Source organism: Luteolibacter sp. LG18, from assembly GCF_036322585.1.
Classification (GTDB): Bacteria; Verrucomicrobiota; Verrucomicrobiia; order Verrucomicrobiales; family Akkermansiaceae; genus Luteolibacter.
This window is the reverse complement of the sequence record NZ_AP024600.1, coordinates 4,526,923-4,549,454: the sequence shown is the minus strand read 5'-3', so window position 1 is coordinate 4,549,454 and position 22,532 is coordinate 4,526,923. Positions and strand designations below refer to the sequence as shown.

Below are 22,532 nucleotides of genomic sequence, written 5' to 3'. Positions count from 1 at the left end.
CACCGGATGATCCGCGGATCAGTCAGGCACCCCGGAGGGCGTGCGAGAGGCGCGCCCTGGCTCCGGTCGAAAAATGGGCAATGGGAATTCCACAGACCTGTGAACCCTGCTGCGATCGCCTTCGGGATCGAATGCTCTACCCGCCCCAACCGGAGGTGTCGTCGCCAAGGCTCCTTAACCTCCGGCTACTCGGGCTGTCATCCCCTTCGGGGATACAGACGCCAGGAGGTTGCCCCCCTTCACACCCGCGCGTCCAGCCAGGTGCCGCGGAAGTGCAGCCACGTGAACGCGATCGCCTGGGTGAACAGGTCCATCCCGAGCACGATCCACACCGCTGTCAGCGAGATGCCGCCGTGGTGGAAGAACCACCACAGCACGCCCACGCGGTAGAAGATCATGCTGCCGAAGGACCACCGCATCACCGCCACCGTCGCCCCCGCGCCGCGCATCGAGGTTTTCAGGATGATGCACGTGGCGAAGAACGGCTGGGTGATCGCGGACACGATCAGCAGCGGCGCGCCCATGTGCGCGTGGAATTCGCTGCCCGGCGCCATGATCCCGATCAACTGGTAGCGGAAGAACACGAAACACAAGCCGATCAGGCTCATCAGCCCCACGGCCATCTTCCAGCACAGCCGCACCGCCTTCACCGCCATCGGTTTCGAGCCCGCGCCGAGGTATTGCCCGGTCAAGGCGGCGGCCGCGGTGGCGATGGCGAAGCCCGGCAGGAAACTCATCGACTCCACCCGGATCGCCAGCATGTGCGCCCCGAGCGAGCCCTCGATCGCCGACTTCGCGATGACGTGGATGCCGTAGGCGTGGATCAGCCACATCACCAGGATCTCCAGCGATTGCGGCGCCCCCACGCGCAGGATGCGCTTCATCGTGTCCCAGTGCGGCGTCAGCCCGAAACGCGTCCACTTCAGCGCCGCGCTGCGGCCATGGCCGAGCATCAGGAAGGAGGTCAGGAAGCCGCACACCCAGCCGGTTACCGTGCCGGTGGCAATGCCCGCAATGCCATGGCCACCGAAAGGAGCCGGGCCAAACACCAGCATCCAGCTCACGCCCATGTTCACCACGTTCACGATCACCATCGCCAGGAACGGCGTGCGGGTGTCGCCCGCGGCGCGCAGCGCGGCATTGATCGCGAACATCGCCCCGCTGATCGGGCCGGACCACGCCAGCACCCGCAGGAATTTCTCCGCCTGCACACCGGCCTCCGGGCTCAGGCCGATCTGGCGGATCAGCAGCGGGATGCCCACCTGCAGGATCACCAGCGAGCCGATGCCGGCCGCCACCCCCAGCCACAGGCCCTGCCCCAGCCCGCGGTTTGCCAGCGGTTCATCCCGCGCCCCGGTGGCCCGGGAAACCAGCGCCATCACCCCGGTGGCCACCGCCCCCTGGAGGATGTTGAAGAACCAGCCAACGTAGCCGCCCAGCCCCATCGCATCGAGGATCGCCACCCGTTCGGCGCCCTCCGCCATCCGTCCGGAAATCAGCAGGTCGGTCAGGCCGACGAAAAACGCGAGGACGTTCTCCAATAGCGGCCACATCGCAAGGGTGATCACCTGCTGCGTGAGCGTCAGACCTCCCAGTTTTCCAACGAGTTCCACCTCCCCCGTGGCCCGACTGGCGGCTTCGAGGGTCATTCCGGGTTTTGCCATGCGCGTGCAGGGAGCTAGACGTTCCCGGACGACGCATTCCAACAAAAAACACACGCGATTGCGTGGAATCCGTCATTGGCGAGGGCTGGCTCATGGACTATCATGTGCCCGTGGAGTCGAAGTCCTCTTCATCCGATCACCCGATTGCCCTGCAGGGTCAACTCCTGCTCGCCGACCCCTCGCTGCGCGATGGGATTTTCGACCATTCCGTGGTCCTGCTGGCGGAGCACTCCGCCAAGGAGGGGGCCTTCGGATTGGTTCTAAACCACCCCACCGGCCACGTCGTCGGGGACCTGCTGAAGGACGAGGCCTTCGCGCCCTTGAAAAAGGTGGCCGTCCACCAGGGCGGGCCGGTTTCCTGCGAGCACCTGACGTTTTCCGCCTTCTGGTGGAGCCAGGAAAAGAAGCAGCTCCGCTGGGCGATCCGGATCTCCGCCGAGGACGCCATCGCCCACAGCCACCGCCCGGGCACGCTGGTCCGGGCCTTCATCGGCTACTCCGGCTGGAATCCCGGCCAGCTTGAAAATGAACTGCGCCGGAACTCGTGGATCACCACCAAGCCGGACAACGCCCTGCTCGGCCAAAGCCATGACCGCGAGCTGTGGAGCGAGATTCTGCGCCACCTCTCACCCTACCACCGCATCCTTGCGGAGGCCCCGCCGGATCCGTTCCTGAACTAAGTCGCGAGGCAATGGGCATGTTTGGACAGAATTAACAAAATTGGCAGAATTAACAGAATCAGAGCGATATGCGCCTTGGTTCGTTAATTCTGAAAATTCTGTCAATTCTGTCTCCTTGGCAGGATTGCCGGATTACGGTTTCGCACCGGCATCGCGGACGCCGAGCGGGCGCACCCAGATATTGCGGTACTCGACCGGGTCGCCGTGGAACTGGAGCTTGATCGGGCCGGTGGTCGGGAAGTTTTCCGGGTAGGACGCCAGCTTGCGGTACTGGGTCGGGCCGAGGAAGAGCTCGCCGTTCTGAGTGAAGACGCCGTCGTGCATCACCGTGACCTTGGCGGGCTTCACCACCTTGCCGTTTTCGGAAACCGGCGGCTCGAAGGCGATGTCGTAGCTCTGCCACTCGCCCTGCGGCGGGCAGGCGTTCACCAGCGGCGGGAGCTGGCCGTAGAGGGCGGTCGCCTGGCCGTCCGGGTAGGTCTTGTTGTTGTTGCTCTGGAGCACCTGGATCTCGAACTGGCCCATCAGGAACACGCCGCTGTTGCCGCCGCCCTGGCCGTTCACCGGGCGGTCCTTCGGCTGCCGCCACTCGAGGTGGAGCTGGATCGGGCCGAACGAGTCCTTGGTCTGGAGGTCGCCCGGCTTCCCGGCGATCAGCGCGCCGTCCTTGATCTGCCACTGGGCCGGGCCGCCATTGCTGGTCCAGGCGTCCGTCGAGGTGCCGTCGAAGAGCACCTTGGCATCGCCCGGCGGCTTCGAGTTCACCAGCCCGGCCGGGGCCACCACCGGCGGCTGCGGACGGGTGCCGTCGTGCACCACGTAGGGCACCCCGGGGAGTTGAGGGGTGTTGGGTTTTTCGCCGAAGCCTTCGCCCGTCGCCATTTCGCACGCCGCAATGAGGGTGCCCGCCAGGATCCATCCGGTGGATTTCATGAGGCAACAGGAACGCCTGGAACCCACCGATCTTTCAAGCCGGATTCATAACAAGTGTTGCGGGAGGCCCCCGGATCGTGGATGGTTCCCGCGCCTTTCCTGCCATGCCAGCCCAACCCCTCCAGACCGGTCGCAGCGACCGTTTCCCGTTCGAACTCGTCAAACCGGAACTCGAGCGCGTGGAATCCGCGATCCGTGACCAGGTGCGGGCCTTCGATCCGGCGGTGGAGCCCTACGTGGCCTATGTCTGCAATACCTCGGGAAAGCGCATCCGTCCCGCCCTTGCCGTGCTGATCGGCGGCGCCCTCGGCGGTGCCAATGAAGGCCATCTGAAGCTGGGCGTGATCATGGAGCTGATCCACATGGCCACCTTGGTCCATGATGACATCATCGACGGTGCCACCACCCGCCGCATGGTCCCCACCGCGAACGCGAAATGGGGTGCCGGCCTCTCCGTGCTGCTCGGCGACGCGCTCTTCTCGCACGCCCTCAGCCTCGCCACCGATTTCAACAGCATCGACATCTGCCGCAAGGTCGGCCAGTCCTCGCGCGAGGTCTGCCAGGGTGAAATCATCCAGACCCAGCGCCGTTTCGACCTGACTCTCACCAAGGCCGACTACTTCCGCATCATCGAGATGAAGACCGGCGCGCTGTTCGCGTCCTCGGCCGGCCTGGCCGCCAATCTCTCGGGAGCCGATGCCGAAACCGAAGCCCGTTTCTACGACTACGGGATGAAGCTCGGCACCGCCTACCAGATCTACGATGACTGCCTGGATCTCGTGGGTTCCGAGGAAGAGGTCGGCAAGACCCTCCGCACCGACCTCGCCAAGGGCAAGCTGACCCTGCCGATCCTCAACCTGCTGGAAACCGCCAGCGAGGCCCAGCGCAGCAAGCTCAACAAGCGCATCATCGACCAGGAACCGCTCGATCTCCCCGTGCTCGTCGGCATCGCCGAGTATGAAGGTGCGATCGAGAGCGCCATCGACACCGCCGTCGGCCTGCTCGCCTCCTGCCGCGACGATCTCCAGATCCTGGCCCCGTCCGATTTCAAGGACGCGCTCGTGCAGATCACCTGGTTCCTCCAGGTCCTGCTCGAAAAGTGCCGCCGCTAAGGTCGCACAAGTTTCCTCCAAGAGGGCTCTGTCGCCCCGGTAGGGGCATGAGAGATTAGCCGGTGGTGAAACCACCGGACCAGAGCGGCATGTCATTCTTGCGCCCCGGAGGGAGCGCGAGACACGAGCCCCGGCTCCGCGGGTGGAATGATAAATGGAATTCCGCAGGCCTTCGAGCCCGGCTGCGATCCCCTCCGGGATCGAATGACCTTCCCGCCCCTACCGGAGGTGTCGTCGCCAAGGCTCCTCAACCTCTGGCTACCGGGGCTGTCATCCCATTCGGGATGCAGAGTTCAAGAGGTGCGTCATGCCAAGGCTTCCATGCGCCACCCTCCGCCCCCTGGAGTCTTTTTGTCAGCTTCGGCTTCCTCCCGGGGCCTACGCCCGCTTTTCCAAAAACTTCCCTACGGAATACCCGATCATCACGACCATAACACAAAATAAGCTACCGTTTTCGCGTTGACGCCACCATATATCGTAAACACACTCTCGGACATTCGTTGCTGTCCCCTCTGGCTTATGCGGTGCATCCAATGTGGCTCACTCAAAGACAAGGTGCTCGATTCCCGCGCATCCAAGGACGGCACGACCATCCGCCGCCGCCGCGAATGCCTCAATTGCAGCTACCGCTATACCACCTACGAACAGATCGAACGCACCGATCTGCGCGTGGTGAAGCGCGACGGGGCCCGCGAATCCCTGAACCGCGAGAAGATCCTCAGCGGCCTCGTGAAGGCCTGCGAGAAACGCCCCGTGCCGATGGACCGCCTCGACCGCGCGGTGGAGGAGATCCTCGCCGAGCTGCACAAGGACCACCTTTCCGAAGTCCCCTCCTCCGCCATCGGCGCGAAGGTCATGGACAAGCTCCACCAGATCGATCCCGTGGCCTACGTCCGCTACGTCTCGGTCTACCGCCAGTTCGAGAACGTCAACGAGTTCATCCAGGAAATCCAATCGCTCTCGATGCGCGCCGCCCGCGATCCACTCCAGCGGCGCCTCTTCAAGGACTGACCCTCTCACCCACCCCTGCTGTTTCCACCCAACCCTAACCCCGCTGTCCCGCCACCCCGCTAGATCCCGTCCCCTGTGATCTCACTCATCGGCAACCGCCCCGCGTTGCAAGTCGGCCGCTACCAGGTGATCGACTACGATACCGCGTGGCTTGGTGACGCCCTTCGCCGTGCGGCGTTGGCGGCGGAGCGGGAGGATTTTCCCTTCGTGGAAGACATCCGCTCGGGGATCGCGCAGTACTTGGAGACGAAGTGCCCGCTGCGGTTGCTGCCGTTGTCGGAGTTGTTCTGCAAGGTGCGGAAGATGCTGGAAACGATCGGGTGCGAGGTGATCGCCGAGAAGCTGGAGCCGTTGGCTCCGCCGCTCACGGTGTCCCTGCTGCCCGCGGCGAAGGAGGCAGGCAATGGGTTCGAACTCGCTTTCTTCGAGCGCATCCGCGCGGAACTCGATGAGCTGCGCGTCGTCGGCGCGGAGGAAATCCGCTTCACCGACATCAAGGAAAGCGCCCGCGTCATCCGCGGCGCGGAAAAGTGGGACAAGCACTGCGCCCAGCTCGAGGAGGAGATCCTCGGCTTCCTCCGCGCCTGCGACCGCGACCAGAAGGACTACGACCGCCGCCTGCGGTTGAAGGTCGAAAGCGATCGCTAAGTAGCGCGAAGCTTGGCTTCGCGTGTGGAGGAGAGCCCCATTGGGATTAGGGGCATCCTCACCAACAAACGTCCGCATTCCACACGCGAAGCCAAGCTTCGCGCTACCTCGTGATCCAGCCCAAGCTCACGCCGCCTCGATCTCTTCCACTTCCTCCTCGATCTCCGGGCGGCTCCCGAGCTTCGCGAGGAACGAGCTGTACTCCACCAGCTCCATCTTGCCATCCACGTGTTCAAGGATCGCGGTGAGGCTTTCCACCCAGTCGCCGGAGTTCAGATAATGGATCTCCCCCACCTGCTTGTCCTCGGGCGTGTGGATGTGGCCACAGATGATGCCATCGCATTTCTTGTGGCGGGCCAGCTCCTGGAGCTGCTGCTCGTAGCGGTCCACGAAGCTCACGGCGCTCTTCACCTTGGCTTTGATCTTCTTGCTCAGGGAGAAGTATTCCTTCCCGCGCCACGCCCGCCAGCGGTTGTAGAGCCGGTTCAGGTTCAGCAGCGCGTCGTAGCCCACCGACCCCAGCACCGCCAGCCACTTGTGGTTGGTGGAAACGCTGTCGAAGCCATCGCCATGGACCACCAGGTAACGCTGGCCATTGAGGGCATGGTGGATGTGCTCCTTCATCACCTTGAGGCGGCCGAAGGCGAGCGGCAGGAAGCGCTCAAGGATGTCGTCGTGGTTGCCGCGGATGTAGATGACCTCGGTCTTCTCCTTTTCCATCATCTTGAGCACCTTGCGGATGAACCGGCTGTGCCGTCCGCGCCAGCGCGCGCCGCGGCGCAGGGCCCAGCCGTCGATGATGTCACCATTGAGCACCAGTTTCTCGCAGCGCAGGTGTTTGAGGAAATGGACGACCTCGGCGGCCTTGCTGTCGGGCGTGCCGAGATGGATGTCGGACAGGAACACGGTTCGGCAGCCGAGTTTGGGACGCTTCTTCGGCGTCAGGTGATGGCGCAGGATGTCCCGCGATTGCCCCGCCAAAATAGACAAACGCTCCTCGAAGGAGGCGATCACCTGATCCCAGCCCAGGGTTTCCGCCGTCTGGCGGGCGGAACGCCGGAGATTTTGATGGGCCGCCAGATCGAGCGCTTCCAGCGCCAGCCGGGTGAACTGGCCGGCATCCCCCTTCACGGCCTTCAGGCCATTCTCGCCGTGGCTCACGTGACGGGCCGGGGCGGCGTAATCGTAGCTCACGGTGACTAAACCGCTGGCCAGGCCTTCCAGCACCACGTTTCCAAAAGTCTCGGTCTCGCTCGGGAACAGCAGGATGTCCGCCGAGGCATAATGGGCCGCGAGTTCCTCGCCGGTTTGCACGCCCGCGAAATGGACCCGCGGATGGGCTTCCTGGAGGCGGGCCCGGATCGGACCATCCCCCACCACCACGCAGCGGGCTCCGGAAAAGGCCTCCTCCATCTTGCGGAAGACCTCCATTCCGAGATCGAGATTCTTCTCGGGCGCGACCCGCCCGACGATCAGCACCACCGGCGAGCCATCGTTCGCCCCCCAGGTCTCACGAAGCGCGGCGCGGCGCTTCTCCGGGTGAAACAGCACCGTATCCACCCCGCGGCCCAGCAAATGGACCTCCGGGAAGCCCTCGGCACGCAGCGTTTCCACCACCTCCGGGGACGGTGCCAGGGTGCAATCGGCGCGGCTGTGGAAGCGCTTCAAGTAGAACTTCGCCGCCGGCTGGAGCCCGCCGAGGCGGTACTGCTCCATGTATTCGTGGAAATTGGTGTGGAAGCCCGTGATCACCGGGATCCCGAGCGTTTTCGCCGCCTTCACCGCGGAATCGCCCAGCGGGCTCTCGGTGGCCACGTAGATCGCGTCCGGACGCTTCTTCAGCCAGCGCTTGCGCAGCTTGAACGGACCCGGCAGTCCCACCCGGACCTCCTTGTAGCCCGGCAGGGCCACGGAGGCGGCGATGGTTTCCCCCGCCTTGCCCTCGCCGGTGCGGATCACATGCACCCGGTGGCCGCGCCGCCGGAGTCCATCGGTGAGCCTCCCCAGCGTCATCGAAACGCCATTCACGTCCGGCGGGAAGGTATCGGTCACGAAATCGATTTTCATGCGCAATCGACGGGCACGAACTCGTTCCGTCGGGTGACAGGAAACCAGACCCGTCGTCACATTCTCACTCCCTTTCCGGTGTCGGTTCCGTCACAGGAGCCACCGAAAGCCTCACGCTCCAATCTCCATTCGCTCTTGGCGGTTCGAATTCCCGCTCCTAACCTCCCCGGCATGTCGTCCAGCTTCGGCCACAGTTTCCGCATCCACACCTTCGGCGAGTCGCACGGCGGCGGCGTCGGGGTCATCATCGACGGCTGCCCGCCGCGCGTTCCGCTCACCGAAGCCCATATCCAGCGCGAACTCGACCGCCGCCGTCCCGGCCAGAGCGAGATCGTCACCCCGCGCAAGGAGGCGGACACCGCGGAGATTCTTTCCGGCACCCACGACGGTGTCACACTCGGCACCCCCATCGCCATCGTCGTGCGCAACACCGACCAGCGCCCGTCCGCCTACGACGAGATGGCGGTGAAGTACCGCCCGTCCCACGCCGACTACACCTACGATGCGAAATACGGCCTGCGCGCGCCCTCCGGCGGTGGCCGCGCCTCCGCCCGCGAAACCATCGGCCGCGTGGCCGCCGCCGCCGTGGCCACCCAGGTCCTGCAGGCCCTCCACCCCGGCATCGAGGTGCTGGCGTGGGTCAAGTCGATCCACAACCTCAACGCCAACGTCGACCCGGAGACGGTCACCTTTGAAACGATCGAAGGAAACATCGTGCGCACCGGCGATCCGGCCATGGCCGAGCCGATGATCGAGCGCATCAAGGAAGTCCGCGGCGAGGGCAACTCCGTCGGCGGCGTGGTCGAATGCGTGATCCGCGGCTGCCCGCCGGGGCTCGGCGAGCCGGTCTTCGACAAGCTGGAGGCCGATCTGGCGAAGGCGATGCTGTCCCTGCCCGCCACCAAGGGCTTTGAGGTCGGTTCCGGTTTCGGCGGCACCCTGCTCACCGGTCGCGAGCACAACGATCCCTTCCGGATGATCGATGGCCGGGTCCGCACCACCTCGAACCGCTCCGGCGGCATCCAGGGCGGCATTTCCAATGGCGAGAACATTATCTTCCGCGTGGCCTTCAAGCCGACCGCCACGATCATGACCTCCCAGGAAACCGTGACCTCCAGCGGCGAGAACACCGAGCTGCAGGGCCGCGGTCGCCACGATGCCTGCGTGCTGCCGCGCGCCGTGCCGATGGTCGAGGCCATGGCCACGCTGGTGCTGATGGACCACCTCCTGCGCCAGCGCGCCCAGAACGGCCTGCCGGTTCTTCCCGAGATCAGCCACGAAGACGATTTCGACCCGACCGAGTCTCCCTCGCCGATCGACCCCACCTGATCCGCGTGGTTCCCTGACCACCCGACGCCATGGACATCCAATCCTTCATCGACAGCATCCGGAACAGCGGAGTGCCGCAGCTCAGCCTCGGCACCGCCGTGCTGGTGATCTTCCTGTTCTGTGCGGTGATGGCGATGATCCGTGGCATTTTCCGGATCCTGCTCGGCTCGATGGCGATCGCCGCCGCGGTTTACGCGGGCCTGTGGGCGTGGCGGGAATCCCCCGCCATCGCGATCCGCTACACCGGCAAGCCGCTGCCGTGGCTCGACGTCGCCTGGCCGGTGGCGGCGGGTTTGATCACCTTCATCGTCCTGCGGCTGATCATCAATTTCGTGACCAAGCCCTTCGGCAACACCGAGGGACGGAAGCCGTCGTTCCTCGGCCGACTGCTCGCCATCCCGCTGGCGCTGGTCCCCACCTCGCTGATTTCCGCCGCGGGCATCCTGCTGGTGAACCACGTCGGCACCCTCGGCGAACTCCGGTCCTTCGCCGACCGCGAGACGTCCACGAAACGCCCGGAATGGGCGAAGACCGCCGAGGACCTCAAGAAGACCATCGAGGCCAACGTCCCCGCCGATTGGCTGGCGAAACTCGATGAACTCACCCAGGACCGGCTCCGCCTGACCATCGCGAAACTCATCACCGCGAAGGCCGGGGACAAGGTGCCGCCGAAGGCCATCCCGGTGGTCGAAGGCCCGGTGCTGAAGGCCATCCCGGTGGACGAGCCCCGCCTCAAGAACCTCGCCCGCGAGCAGCACTACGGCGCGCTCCTCAACCACCCGGACGTCAACAAGGCGTTGAACGATCCGAAGGTGCGCCAGGCACTGAAGGACCTCCAACTCTAACAGGCGATCCGTCCCTCCCCTTTCCTTTTCCATTCCCCGCAATGCCCTACCTCGTCACCATCGGCCTCGAAGTCCACTGCCAGGTCAAAACGCAGACCAAGATGTTCTGCGCCTGCCGCACCTCGTTCGCGGAAGACCCGAACACGAACACCTGCCCGGTGTGCCTCGGCCTGCCCGGCGCGCTGCCGGTGCTGAACCGCGAGGCGATCGAGAAGACGCTGCTCACCGGCCTGCTGCTCGGCTGCGGCTCCCCGGAAATCTCGTTCTGGGACCGGAAGAACTACTTCTATCCGGACATGCCGAAGAACTACCAGACGACGCAGATGGACAAGCCGCTCTGCCTCGGCGGCGGCGTGCCCCTCTACGACCACTGCTACCCGACGGACGTCCGGAAGAACATCAAGAACCCCGGCAAGGTGGTGCGCCTGAACCGCATCCACCTTGAGGAAGACGTGGCGAAGTCCACCCACCTCGGCACCACCTCGGTGATCGATTTCAACCGCGCCGGCACCCCGCTGATGGAGATCGTCAGCGAGGCCGATCTCGAGTCCGCGGAGGAGGTCTGCTCCTACCTGCGCTCGCTGCAGATGATCCTCGTCCAGGGCGGCGTGTCCGATGCCGACATGGAGAAGGGCCAGATGCGCTGCGACGTGAACATCTCCCTGCGCGAGAAGGAATCCGACCCGCTCGGCACCAAGGTCGAGCTGAAGAACCTCAACTCCGTCTCGGCCATCCGCCGTGCGATCCATTTCGAGGTCGAGCGCCAGAGCGAGGAGCTCGACATGGGCATCCCGCAGATCCAGTCGACCCGCCGCTGGGACGATGACCGCGGCGAAACCACCATCCTCCGCACCAAGGAGAACGCCGACGATTACCGCTACTTCCCCTGCCCCGACCTGCTGCCGGTCCGCACCGCGCCGCTGTTGGAGAAGGTCCTTCCGCTGGTGCCGGAGCTGCCGCACCAGAAGGCCGCGCGTTTCGAAAGCGAGTATGGCGTGACGGCCTACGATGCCTCGGTGCTGTCCTCGGACAAGGATCTCGCCGTGTTCTTCGAGGAAGTCAGCGGCCATGGTGCCGGCGCCATCGCCGGCAAGAAGGTCGCGAACTTCATCATCAACAACCTCCTCGGCCTGCTCAACGAGCGCAGCATCGCCATCGCCGAATGCCCCGTTTCCACCGCGAAGATCCACGACCTGCTCGCGCTGGTCGAGGACGGCACGCTGGCCTCCAGCCAGGCCAAAGAGGTCTTCACCGTGCTCTTCGACAGCCCGGACGAGGCCCCGGCCGCGATCGCGAAGGAGCTCGGCTTCGAGCCGACCGACGCCGGTGAACTCGACACGCTCTGCGACCAGGTCATCGCCGCGAACCCGGAGAAGGTCGCCGAGATCAAGGGCGGCAACGACAAGCTGCTGAACTGGCTCACCGGCCAGGTCATGAAAGCCTCCTCCACCAAGCCCAACCCGAAACAGGTCACCGACCTGCTCAAGGCCAAGCTGGGCTGACGGCTTCCTGCGGGCTTTCCCACGCAGTCGTCCCAGCGGTTCTTGAAGATGGCTGACGAATTTATCGCACAAACACATCCGGTCGAGATATCGGCATTGGATTCCATTGCGTCTGTTCTAGTAGACGACGGCCTGTGCGTGATTGAGCGGGAGCAAGCGAATGAAGTGTTGCTGCGATGGAATGGCACGCCCCGAAGGGTGGAATGGCCAGAAGATGTCGCCCTCAGGCTTCTGGAGGACGGGGTGTTGCTCACAGCCCACACGGGAACAAAATCGCAGATAGAAAGGATCATCCACCTTGCGGAAATGGCCCTATCAAATGAACTTGGAGTGCCTGTGTCATTCGATGACGCGTGAATGAAATGAAACTCTCCACCCGGAATTCACCTCCTGATCAGCCGGACATCGTATTCCAGATCGAGGCGGAAGGAGCCGATCTGGCGCGTTGGGTCATCGACTACTTCGAGGCCCGGGTTCGTGATGGCACGCGGTTCCACAACAACGAGACCGTTCAACTGGGATGGGGGCTGCTTCTGCTGCGTCAGAATGGCGACGTGCTGGAGGTTTTTGAACCGGATTTCAAGTCGATGCCGATCCAGTGGTGCCCGGGCGTGAACCATACGATCCGGCACCTGCACCTGCAACGATCGGTCTGTGATCTCTTCAATTGCGATCCCATGTTCCCGTCACTTTTGCAGGCCGGTATTGTATCGCCGCGGTTTACCGAAAGCCGGGACTATACCATGAGCCGAGACAACGCTGAGGATCCGGATTCCGGATGGTTGTTTGCCGAAACCGGATACCCGGGTCCCGAAGCGGAGTTTTGCTCCCTGTATCAATTGGGTGTCCAGAAACCCGAGATCGTTCCCTTCCTGGCGCTCCCGGTTTCGAGCCACATTGCCATCGGTCCGGGAAGGTGCGAAATCACGGTCGATTCGGTCGTCAAATCGGCCGCTGGGTGTGAGGTCCTCCATCGTCTGATGGCCTCATGCGGCCTTTCCTGAAGTCACGGGAATCCAGATAAGAGGGCACGATCGCTGTTTCCATGACTTACCTCTGGCGAATCGCCTCCGACTGCCCCGACAATCTTATCGCTATCCACGACAAAGACACGGTTGACCCGGTCTTGTTCCGGAAGGCGGTTCCTTTCGATTCCGCGAAACCCGTCCGGTTTGTCTTTCGAGGATTGCTGTCCACGATCCGTCGAGAGTGCTATTTTCCCAACTCCGCCATGCTCCCCTTGGTGTCAAACGAAACGGGTGCCTGCTTGCTGAATCTGGCTGGAACCAGCGTCCAAGGGGTGCCCGCGGTGGTGGCTTGTGACGACGGTGAAATGGAGGCGACCCTCATCAATCCACTGAAGGCTATTCCCGCCGTCGACTGGAGCGCATCAAAGGCTCTTCACATCCCGGGAACCAAGCAGGTGATGAAGTTGCAAAAGTTGCAACTCTTGCCGGAGTCAATGGAGGGCATCCATCTTGCGCGACTGGACGACTTCAGGTCATTTCTGCTTGTCTCGGAGTGCGTGAAGGATCTGTTCGCTGGTTCCAGACTTTGCGAGTTCACCTTGCCATCCGAAATCCGGCCGTGATGGATGCTAAATCCCAGCCCCTCGGGAAGCGATCGGACTATTCCGCAGGCAGGGGGGGGATTCCCGAAAAACCCATGAGCCACAACCACTCTCACACCAGTGCATTCGCACGGCTCCAAGCCGTGATCGAAAGTGATCCGGATGCGGTCGACCGCGGCATCGGCGTGTCCCCCGAACTAGTGGCTCGTGCGGAAGCGCATCTGGGCGTCTCGTTCACGGAGTCCTTGAAGCAATACGCCAGCATCTGGGGAACGCTGGCATTCGGCCCCTTGGAGTATTACGGGGTCGTTTCGAGCGACTTCATCGACAGCCGTGTGCCCGATGGCGTGTGGTTCACCGCCAGAAAAAGGAGAGAACTGGATCTGCCCGCGAACCTCTTCGTGATCTTCAATAACGAAGGCGACGAGTTCCACTGTGTGGATCTGGAGACGGACGAGATCAAGGTCTGGGACACCGCCCAGCGGGAGATCGTCGCGGTCAAGGCCGCCAATCTCTTCGAATACATCCTCGAGGAGACCGAGGACTTCAGGTGAAGGTTGAAGCGTTGCAACGGGTGCCGGAAAGCACGGCGAGTCTGTTCAATGTAGTCGGAAGCTCCGCTTTCGAATCGTCTCCGCCAGCTCCAGTTGGCGGGGGGCTGTTAGGCCGAGCGACCTCCACCCCGCGAAGAGGGAAAGCGGGAGCTTCCCCCTACACTCTGAAAGCGGAGCTTTCAGCTACGATGGCTCAAACGAAAAAGGCGCGGGTCGTGGGACCCGCGCCTTTTGGTAAAACAGTGGCATTGGCGGATGGGCTCCGCCGCCGCGGTCAGATTTCCTGGACCGGGAGGTTCGTCACCTCCTCGCGGACCTTTTCGGCCAGCGGGGTGGAGAGGTAGCGCTCGGTGGAGGACGGGGCGACGGTGACGATGCGCTTGCCAGCGTATTCCGGACGCTTGGCGATCTGCAGGGCGGCCCAGACGTTGGCACCGGTCGAGATGCCGGCCGGGATGCCTTCGGTCTGCGCGAGCGCCTGGGCGGTCGCGATGGCATCCTCGTTGGTGACGAGGATGGTGTCGTCCACGAGATCGACATTGAGGTTCTTCGGGATGAAACCGGCGGCGAGACCCTGGATCATGTGCGGGCCGGGCTTGAGTTCCTCACCCTTGCGGAACTGGGTGATGACCGGGCTGCCGACGGGCTCGACGGCGAAGGTCTTCAGCTCGCGGCGGGATTTGATGACCTCGGAGACACCGGTGAAGGTGCCGCCGGTGCCGACACCCGCGACGAAGACGTCGATGTTGCCTTCGGTGTCACGCCAGATTTCCTCGGCGGTGGTCTCGCGGTGAACCTGGACGTTGGCCGGGTTGTCGAACTGACCCGGGCCAAAGGCACCCGGGGTCTCTTCGATGAGCTTCTTCGCCATGGCGATGGCACCGGCCATGCCGCGGGCACGCGGGGTGAGGACGATCTCCGCGCCGAGCAGGCGGAGCAGCACGCGGCGCTCGATCGACATGCTTTCTGGCATGGTCAGGATCACGCGGTAGCCCTTGGCGCGGGCGACGAAGGCGAGGGCGATGCCGGTGTTGCCGGAGGTCGGCTCGATGATCAGGCCGCCCGGCTTGAGCTGGCCGTCACGCTCGGCGGCTTCGATCATCGCCTTGCCGATGCGGTCCTTCACGCTGAAGAGCGGGTTGAAGAACTCGGCCTTCACCAGCACCTCGGCGTCGAGGCCCTTGGTGAGGTGGTTGAGACGGATGAGAGGAGTATTGCCGACGGTGGCGACGAGGTTGTCTGCGATGGGCATGGGATGAATCAGGTTTCGGTTTCTATGATATATAGTCGGATCCTGGGGCCCGGTTTCCGCGTTCCGTATCCGGACCGGAAGGAAATGAACCGTTGGATCAAATCTGGAAGTCGGAGACGCCGGAGTCGAGATGCAATCCGCACTCGTACTTCTCGCCGTTGAACCGGGTGGACTCGGCGTCCTGCCCTTCCACGACGGGGCTGGTGGAGTGCCAGTCGCCCATGGTGACATACCCCTGCTCGGCCAGCGGGTGCGGCGGCAGGGCGTGCTGGTTCATGTAGATGTTCACCTGCGCGTCCGCCCAATCGAGGATCGGGTAGACCTTCAGGGTCTTCTTCTGCTGCTCGGCGAAGGAGCGGTTCGCGCGGGAGCTGGACTGGCTGCGGCGGACGCCGCTGATCCAGACATCGCCGCCGATTTCCTTCAGGGCGCGGTCCATCGGCTCCACCTTGGTGATGATGCCGTAGCGGTCGTTGCCTTCCTTCCCCTGCTCCCACAGCTTGCCATACAGCGCCTCCATGCGGGCGGCGGTGAGGGTGGGCTGATAGACGCGGAGGTCGAGCTTCGGGAACCGTTTCGTGACCTCGTCGATGTACTGATAGGTCTCCGGAAACAGGTAGCCGGTGTCGATGAAGACCACCGGGATTTCCGGGGCGTTCTCGTGGATCAGGTGGAGCATCACCACCGCCTGGATGCCGAAGCTGGTGGTGGCGACGAGCCGGGAGCCAAAGCGCTCGTGCAGCAGCTTGAGGCGGTCGCCCGCCTTCAAGGCTGCCAGTTCAGCGGAGAGCGCGTCCGCTTCAGAGATGGATGTGGAAAGTTCGGTCATGCGGTGACGCCGATGTTCGCGTGGAAATCGGCACCTTGTTTTGTTTCCGCCACGTAGCCGGCGCGGATGACGAAGTCGCCGAAGCGTTCGCCTTCCAGACGTTCCTGCGCGTAGTGCTTGAAGATGGGAGCCAGGAGCTGCGGAATCTCCGTGCCCGGGAACTCCGGACGGTAGAGCTTCGACAGGCGCTGGCCGGCGTGGCCGCCCCCGAGATACACGTTGTATTTCCCGGGGGAGCGGCCGACAAAGCCGATCTCGGCGATGTAGGGCCGGGCACAGCCGTTTGGACAGCCGGTCATGCGGATGGTGATCGCATCATGGCGCAGGCCGTTTTCCTCGAGGCTTTCCTCAAGCTGGGTGATGACGTCGGGCAGGTAGCGTTCCGCTTCCGCGAGCGAGAGGCCGCAGGTCGGCAGGGCGACGCAGGCCAGCGAGTTGAGGCGCAGCGCGCTCTTCAGGTGGCTGTCCTTGATGCCATACTGCTCCAGCAGTTTCTCGATCGCCGGGCGGTTCGCGGGCGAAATGTTGGCGATGATCAGGTTCTGGTTCGCGGTCAGGCGGAAGTCGCCGTCATGGATCTTCGCGATCTCGCGGAGGCCCGTGCGCATCGGATACGCGGGGGTGTCGAGCACGCGGCCGCCGGAGATGTAGAGCGTGAGGTGGAAGTTGCCGTTGGCATCCTCGACCCAGCCGTAGCGGTCGCCGTTGTCCTCGAACACGAACGAGCGCGCCGGGGCCAGGTGGTAGCCGAGGTACTTGTCGACCTGCGCCTTGAACCATTCCACGCCGTGGGTCTGGATGGTGTACTTCAGGCGGGAGTGCTTGCGGTCCGTGCGGTCGCCGTAATCGCGCTGCACCAGCACGACCTTCTCGGCCACATCCACGACCTGGTCCGGTGTGCAGAAACCGATGACATCGGCGAGACGCGGGAAGGTTTCCTCGTTGCCGTGGGTCATGCCCATGCCGCCGCCGACGGCGACGTTGTAGCCGACGAGCTTGTCGTTCTCGACGATGGCGATGAACGAGAGGTCGTTCGCGTAGATGTCGACATCGTTGGACGGCGGCACCGCGAAGGTGATCTTGAATTTGCGCGGCAGGTAGGTCTTGCCGTAGATCGGCTCGATTTCTTCTTCCGTGGACTGGACCTTCTCACCATCGAGCCAGATCTCGTGATAGGCGCGGGTCTTCGGCGTGAGGTGGTTCGAAACCTCATGGGCCTTCTTCAGCGCCTCGGCGTGGACGAAGGACAGGTAGGGGTTCGGGTTCACCATCACGTTGCGGTTCACGTCGCCGCAGGCCGCGATCGAGTCCATGGCCGCCTTGTCCATCGCCTGGATGGTGCGCTTCAGGTTGCTCTTGATGATCCCGTGGAGCTGGAAGGCCTGGCGGGTGGTGAGCTTGATGGTGCCGTTCGCGTAGTGCTCCGCCATGTCGTCCGTGGCCAGCCACTGGGCCGGGGTGGCGACACCTCCGGGCAGGCGGATGCGGATCATGAAGGAGTAGGCCTTCTCAAGACGGTGCTTGCGGCGGTTCGGACGCAGGTCGCGGTCGTCCTGCTGGTAGGAACCGTGGAACTTGAGCAACTGCTGGTCATCCTCGGAGAGCGAGCCGGTCGAAAGATCGGCGATGCCCTCGGCGATGGTGCCGCGGAGGTAGTTGCTGCGGGTCTTGATGCCTTCGTTGGCGGAGAGTTTCTTGTCGCTCATATGCGAGTCATCAGTGAGCAGTGATCAGTGATCAGTGCTGGTTGAGGAATGGGATCCGGGAAAGGGGGCGTTGGAGTCGGGGAAGGACCGGGACCCGTGATGGAAACTCTTTCCTGATCACGGATCACCGATCACTCGGCACTTTTCAGTAAACGTCGCGCTGGTAGCGCTTCGATTTCTTGAGGTCTTCGAGGTAGGCTTCGGCATCCTCGCGGGACTTGTGACCCTGTTTCTCAATGATGGTGAGCAGGGCTTCGTGGACGTCGTGGGCCATGCGGGAGGCATCGCCGCAGACGTAGAAGTGGGCACCTTCCTCGAGCCAGGCGTAGAGCTCCTTGGCGTGCTCCAGCATCTTCTGCTGGACGTAGATCTTCTCGGGCTGGTCGCGGGAGAAGGCGACGTCGAGCTTCGAGAGCACCCCGGACTTGAGGTGATCCTGCCACTCGAGCTGGTAGAGGAAGTCGTAGGTGTAGCGCTGGTCGCCGAAGAACAGCCAGTTCTTGCCCGGATGGCCGAGCGCGGAGCGGTGTTCGACGAAGGCGCGGAACGGGGCGACGCCGGTGCCCGGGCCGACCATGATCACCGGAGTCTCGCCGGAGACCGGGAGGCGGAAGTGCTTGTTCGGCTGGACGAAGACGCGGACGTTGTCGCCCTTTTTCACGAGGTCCGTGAGGTAGGTGGAACACACGCCCTTGCGGGCCTTGCCGTGGGCCTGGTAGCGCACCGCGGCCACCGTGAGGTGGACCTCACCCGGATGGGCGAGCGGGCTGGAGGCGATCGAGTAGAGGCGCGGCGGCAGCTTGCGGAGGATGCCCGTCAGCGCGGCGGCGGAGAGCCCGTTCGGCGCGAAGGATTCGATGGCGTCCACGATCTCGCGGCCGTAGTTCCAATCCTTGAGCTTGTCCTTGGCGTCCTCGGCGAGCAGGGCGGCCAGTTCCTCGGAACCGGTGGCGGCCTGGAGCTTCGTCAGCACGGCGCGGGACACGGCGGTGATGTCGTAGTCCTCGCGGAGGGCATCGGCCAGCAGCTTGCTGCCCTCGCCCTTCACTTCCACCGACTCGGTGCCGGTGAGCTTGGCGGCCTGGAGCACGGCCTGCACCACGTCCGGCGCGTTGAGCGGCTGGACGGCGAGCGCGTCGCCGGGCTCATAGACGAGGCCGGAGCCATCGAGCGAAAGTTCGATGTGCAGCGTTTCCTTCGAAGAACCCTCGCCGTTCAGGATGAGGCTGTCGGCCACTTCGGACGGGAACGGGTTCTTCTTGCCGTATTCCACCAGCGCGCCGGGAGCGACAGGCGCGGCGGCCGTCACCGGAGCCGGGGCGGACGGAGCGAAGGCGGAAAGGGCGGTGTTCAGCCACGCGGAGTAGTTCTCCTCGTAGTCGACATCGCAATCGGTGCGCGGGGCCACGCGCTTCGCGCCGAAGCTTTCGAGCTTGGCGTCGAAGTCCTTGCCGGTCTGGCAGAACTTGTCGTAGCTGGTGTCGCCCAGCGCGCATACAGAGTAGGAAACGTCCTTTAGCGCGAGCGTTCCGCCCATGAACTCCTTGTAGAACGTGGAGGCGCTTTCCGGCGGTTCGCCGTCGCCCCAGGTGCTGACGATCACCAGCAGGTTGCCGGCCTTCGCCACATCCGCGGCGGAGATGTCGGACATGTTCTTCACCGTGGCCTGGAAGCCGCGCTTCTTGGCTTCCTTGGCGGTGCGGTCCGCGAGCACTTCGGAGTTACCGGACTCGGTGCCGTAGAGCACCGTCAGCTTCGTGGCGGCAGCCGGGGCGGCCGCGGCAGGAGCGGCGGAGGAACCGGTGGCAGCCAGAAAGCCGCTGAGCCAACCACGCTGGACGGGGTCGAGGCCGGAGAGAACCGCCTCAAGGGCGCGTCGTTGGTCGGGAGTGAATGGGGCGTGCTCGGGGAGCATAATCCTTAGTTTGTTGCCTTAGATTATAATTTTTCGACGGGACTCTGGGTCCGCATCGGGCGCGATGCAAACCTTTTTATTGCGCGCGAAGGGTTGATTTTCACGAATGGTTCGTCGAGTCCCGTTGCGTAGTATCGTGGATGATCCCTCGATTTTTTGGCCCGACCGCCCTGCTGCTGATGGCCCTGCCCGTAGGGGCGGCCGTGGAATTGCCCCCGCTGTTTCAACACGGAGCCGTCCTCCAGCGCGACCGGCCGGTGCCGGTGTGGGGCCGGGCGACTCCCGGCTCCACGGTGACCGCCGAGTTCGCCGGGCAAAAGGCCACGGCAACCGCTGATCCGAACGGCCGTTGGAAACTCACCCTCCCCGCCCAGGCCGCCAGTGCCGAGGGCCGGACGCTCACGGTGACCGAAACCGGGGCCGCCCCGGTGGAAGTGAAAGATGTGCTGGTCGGTGAGGTTTGGCTGGCGAGCGGCCAGTCGAACATGGAGTTCCGGGTCGGCCAAACCCGACCGGAGGACCAGCAACTCGCCGCCTCCCCGACCACCGCCACGCTGCGGCTGTTCCAGGTCCCGCACGTCGTCTCCCCGGCCCGCCAGGAAACGGTGAATGCCAAGTGGACCCCGGCCACCCCGGAACTCGTGAGGGGCTTTTCCGCCGTCGCCTACTTCTTCGGCCGCGGGGTTTCCGAGGACCTCAAGGTGCCCGTGGGCCTGATCGAGAGCAACTGGGGTGGTTCGCGGATCGAGCCGTGGTGGGCCGAGGAAGGCCTCGAAACCATCCCGGAATACGCCGATCTGGTGAAACGCCGCCACGCCTCGCTGCCCGGCTACCCGGAGTATGACCGGGCATTTCGCGGTTACCTGAAGGTCCTGCGCGATTGGACGACCACCACCGAACAGGCCATGGACGCCGGGAAGCCGCTGCCGGACGCGCCGAAGCCCCCCGCCCTGCTCAATGTCGGCTCCGGCGGTGAAACCGGCACCTATCAGGCGATGATCCACCCGCTGGTCCCCTACGCCCTGCGCGGCTTCCTGTGGTACCAGGGCGAGTCCAACAGCGGCGACGGCATGGCCTACACCACCAAGATGCAGGCACTGATCGAGGGTTGGCGGAAACAGTTCGCCAATCCGGACGCCCCCTTCCTCTTCGTCCAGATCGCTCCCTATGGCTACGGCCCCGACCGCGTGAACTCCCTGCCCCAGCTCTGGGTGGCGCAGCAGGCGGTGCTGTCCAAGATCCCGCACACCGGCATGGCGGTGACCAATGACGTGGGCAACGCCAAGGACATCCACCCCACCAACAAGTCCGACGTCGCCCACCGCCTGCTCCAGTGGGCGCTGGCGGATGTGTATGGCAAGAAGGATGTGGTCCGCTCCGGTCCGCTCTATGCCAGCGCGAAAGTCGAAGGCGACTCCATCCGGGTCAACTTCAGCGAAACCGGCTCCGGCCTCACCACCCGCGATGGCAAGGACCCGGGTTGGTTCGAGATCGCGGGCGAGGATGGCAATTTCGTGCAGGCCACGGCGAAGATCGCGCCGGATGGCAAGTCGGTGCTGGTGAAGGCCGGCCAGATTCCGAATCCGGTCCAGGTCCGCTTCGCGTGGTCGCAGGTCGCCGAGCCGAACCTGATGAACAAGGAGAAGCTCCCCGCGGGCGGCTTCCACAGTCATTGGCCGGTCGATCCCACGCTCGGGCTGCTGGTTTCCTCAGGCCGCCCCTATCAGTCCAGCGATGCCAACAACAAGGGCTGGAACTCCGGCCTGACCGATGGCACCTGGGGCAACTCCGCGGGCACCTGCTACGCGACCAACGAGTCGCCGAAGTTCCCCAAGACCGTAACCATCGACCTCGGTTCCACGCAGCCGGTGCAGGCGATCCGCTACGGCGTGCCGAACATCGGGGCGACGAACACGGTGACGGTTTCGATCAGCACCGATGGCAAGAACTTCACGGAGGTGGGGCGGAACAGCTTCGTGCCGAAGACCGCGTCGACCTCCACCGCCCGCTTCACCATCGCCGATGCGCGCTACGTCCGCGCGACTTTCATCGACCACCATCCGCAGCAGGATGGATACGATCCAAACTTCGCTTTCCTCTCCGAGCTGGAAGTTTATAGTCCGGTAGGACGTTGAACCCCGCTCTTCCACACATCGTCGTTTTTCCCGGGCTGGATGGCACGGGCGTGCTCAGCCATGGCTTCGCGGCGGGCGATTGGCACGGCCATCCGGTGACGGTGCTGTCCCTTCCGAAAGAAGGGCCGCAGGACTATGACACCTTGGTGGCGATCCTCGGCTCGCAATTGCCGGAAGGGCCGCTGGTGCTGGTCGGCGAATCGTTTTCCGGCCCGATCGCGATGAAGCTCGCGCTGCGCGAGCGAGGTCGGATCGAGGCGCTGGTGATCGTCGGCGGTTTCTGTGCCTCGCCCGCGCCGTCGGGGTTGGCGCTGTTGCCGCTGCGGCCCCTGTTCATGCTGCCGCCACCGGCGATGCTGCTGCGGAAGTATCTGGTGGGCGAGGACGCCAGCGACGAGAAGGTGCATGCGCTGACGGAGGCGATCCATGGCATACCGGCCGCGACTCTGAGCGAACGGGCACAGGTGATCCTCACCCTGAAGGAGGATGATTGCCCGTCCTTCGAAACGCTGCCGATCCTGCTCATCCAGGCGCACCACGACGCGCTGCTGGCCTGGGACGTGCAATCGCGGTTGGAGCGGCATTTCCCCGAGGCGGAAGCGGTGTGGATCGAATCGCCGCACCTGCTGCTCTTCATGAATCCAGACGCCTGCCGCGCCGCGGTGGTGGATTTCCTCAACCGCGTGCCCGCGTAGTTTAGTAGCACAAGTTTTCAACTTGTGAGCGGGTGGAGCGGAGTCTTCCAACAAACCATCGAGTCATCCTAACGCATTCACACGG

Annotated in this window: 20 protein-coding genes; 13 read left to right on the top strand and 7 right to left on the bottom strand. The window is 64.0% G+C overall.

Features of this window, described 5'->3' with window-relative positions; all coding sequences use genetic code 11:
* Nucleotides 1–239: 239 nt before the first annotated feature.
* Nucleotides 240–1,664 (bottom strand): MATE family efflux transporter, encoded by a 1,425-nt coding sequence (locus tag llg_RS17965; protein ID WP_338286215.1) that lies wholly within the window; start codon nt 1,662–1,664, stop codon nt 240–242.
* A 62-nt stretch (nt 1,665–1,726) separates the two neighbouring features.
* On the opposite strand from llg_RS17965, the gene llg_RS17960 reads away from it, so the two are divergent.
* Entirely contained in the window at nt 1,727–2,344 is a 618-nt protein-coding gene (locus tag llg_RS17960) for a YqgE/AlgH family protein (protein ID WP_338286213.1), read from the top strand.
* A 132-nt stretch (nt 2,345–2,476) separates the two neighbouring features.
* Here the strand turns inward: llg_RS17960 and llg_RS17955 are convergent, their stop codons facing one another.
* Nucleotides 2,477–3,277 carry a DUF1080 domain-containing protein gene (locus llg_RS17955; RefSeq protein WP_338286211.1) on the bottom strand — a complete coding sequence of 267 codons (801 nt, stop codon included), beginning with the start codon at nt 3,275–3,277 and terminating at the stop codon, nt 2,477–2,479.
* 104 nt (nt 3,278–3,381) lie between these two features.
* Between llg_RS17955 and llg_RS17950 the strand changes: the two genes are divergently transcribed.
* From llg_RS17950 to llg_RS17940, 3 genes are all read left to right on the top strand, one after another.
* On the top strand, nt 3,382–4,389 hold the full coding sequence (locus llg_RS17950; protein ID WP_338286208.1) for a polyprenyl synthetase family protein: 1,008 nt from the start codon (nt 3,382–3,384) through the stop codon (nt 4,387–4,389).
* A 519-nt stretch (nt 4,390–4,908) separates the two neighbouring features.
* Nucleotides 4,909–5,400 (top strand): transcriptional regulator NrdR, encoded by a 492-nt coding sequence (gene nrdR, locus llg_RS17945; RefSeq protein ID WP_345789180.1) that lies wholly within the window; start codon nt 4,909–4,911, stop codon nt 5,398–5,400.
* Between the two features lie 75 nt (nt 5,401–5,475).
* Nucleotides 5,476–6,048 (top strand): hypothetical protein, encoded by a 573-nt coding sequence (locus llg_RS17940; RefSeq protein ID WP_338286206.1) that lies wholly within the window; start codon nt 5,476–5,478, stop codon nt 6,046–6,048.
* 126 nt (nt 6,049–6,174) lie between these two features.
* Here llg_RS17940 and llg_RS17935 read toward each other — a convergent pair whose 3' ends face one another.
* Nucleotides 6,175–8,115: a glycosyltransferase gene (locus llg_RS17935; protein ID WP_338286205.1), complete on the bottom strand. Its 1,941-nt coding sequence runs from the start codon at nt 8,113–8,115 to the stop codon at nt 6,175–6,177.
* A gap of 171 nt (nt 8,116–8,286) precedes the next feature.
* Between llg_RS17935 and aroC the strand changes: the two genes are divergently transcribed.
* The 7 genes from aroC to llg_RS17900 all read left to right on the top strand — a co-directional run bounded on the left by aroC (nt 8,287) and on the right by llg_RS17900 (nt 13,915).
* Nucleotides 8,287–9,444 (top strand): chorismate synthase, encoded by a 1,158-nt coding sequence (gene aroC / locus llg_RS17930; protein WP_338286204.1) that lies wholly within the window; start codon nt 8,287–8,289, stop codon nt 9,442–9,444.
* Nucleotides 9,445–9,473: 29 nt separating this feature from the next.
* Entirely contained in the window at nt 9,474–10,289 is an 816-nt protein-coding gene (locus llg_RS17925) for a hypothetical protein (protein WP_338286202.1), read from the top strand.
* A 41-nt stretch (nt 10,290–10,330) separates the two neighbouring features.
* A complete protein-coding gene (gatB, locus tag llg_RS17920; protein WP_338286201.1) occupies nt 10,331–11,791 on the top strand; it encodes an Asp-tRNA(Asn)/Glu-tRNA(Gln) amidotransferase subunit GatB in 1,461 nt (486 codons plus the stop codon).
* Between the two features lie 48 nt (nt 11,792–11,839).
* Nucleotides 11,840–12,148 carry a hypothetical protein gene (locus llg_RS17915; RefSeq protein WP_338286199.1) on the top strand — a complete coding sequence of 103 codons (309 nt, stop codon included), beginning with the start codon at nt 11,840–11,842 and terminating at the stop codon, nt 12,146–12,148.
* A 5-nt stretch (nt 12,149–12,153) separates the two neighbouring features.
* The gene (locus llg_RS17910) at nt 12,154–12,795 is read left to right on the top strand and encodes a hypothetical protein (RefSeq protein WP_338286197.1); all 642 of its coding nucleotides are present in this window, start codon (nt 12,154–12,156) and stop codon (nt 12,793–12,795) included.
* A gap of 41 nt (nt 12,796–12,836) precedes the next feature.
* Nucleotides 12,837–13,382 carry a hypothetical protein gene (locus llg_RS17905; RefSeq protein ID WP_338286196.1) on the top strand — a complete coding sequence of 182 codons (546 nt, stop codon included), beginning with the start codon at nt 12,837–12,839 and terminating at the stop codon, nt 13,380–13,382.
* Nucleotides 13,383–13,456: 74 nt separating this feature from the next.
* Entirely contained in the window at nt 13,457–13,915 is a 459-nt protein-coding gene (locus tag llg_RS17900; RefSeq protein WP_338286193.1) for an SMI1/KNR4 family protein, read from the top strand.
* A 274-nt stretch (nt 13,916–14,189) separates the two neighbouring features.
* On the opposite strand, the gene cysK is transcribed toward llg_RS17900, so the two are convergent.
* From cysK to llg_RS17880, 4 genes are all read right to left on the bottom strand, one after another.
* Entirely contained in the window at nt 14,190–15,167 is a 978-nt protein-coding gene (gene cysK / locus llg_RS17895; protein WP_338286191.1) for a cysteine synthase A, read from the bottom strand.
* Between the two features lie 97 nt (nt 15,168–15,264).
* Nucleotides 15,265–15,996, bottom strand: a complete 732-nt coding sequence (locus llg_RS17890; RefSeq protein ID WP_338286189.1) for a phosphoadenylyl-sulfate reductase — start codon at nt 15,994–15,996, stop codon at nt 15,265–15,267.
* The gene (locus llg_RS17885; RefSeq protein WP_338286188.1) at nt 15,993–17,702 is read right to left on the bottom strand and encodes an NADPH-dependent assimilatory sulfite reductase hemoprotein subunit; all 1,710 of its coding nucleotides are present in this window, start codon (nt 17,700–17,702) and stop codon (nt 15,993–15,995) included. The genes llg_RS17890 and llg_RS17885 overlap by 4 nt, the downstream gene beginning before the upstream one ends.
* A 145-nt stretch (nt 17,703–17,847) precedes the next feature.
* Complete coding sequence (locus llg_RS17880) at nt 17,848–19,617, bottom strand: assimilatory sulfite reductase (NADPH) flavoprotein subunit (RefSeq protein WP_338286187.1); 1,770 nt, start codon at nt 19,615–19,617, stop codon at nt 17,848–17,850.
* A gap of 140 nt (nt 19,618–19,757) precedes the next feature.
* On the opposite strand from llg_RS17880, the gene llg_RS17875 reads away from it, so the two are divergent.
* Entirely contained in the window at nt 19,758–21,752 is a 1,995-nt protein-coding gene (locus llg_RS17875; protein ID WP_338286186.1) for a sialate O-acetylesterase, read from the top strand.
* Nucleotides 21,749–22,447 (top strand): alpha/beta hydrolase, encoded by a 699-nt coding sequence (locus llg_RS17870; RefSeq protein WP_338286185.1) that lies wholly within the window; start codon nt 21,749–21,751, stop codon nt 22,445–22,447. The genes llg_RS17875 and llg_RS17870 overlap by 4 nt, the downstream gene beginning before the upstream one ends.
* Nucleotides 22,448–22,532 lie beyond the last annotated feature (85 nt).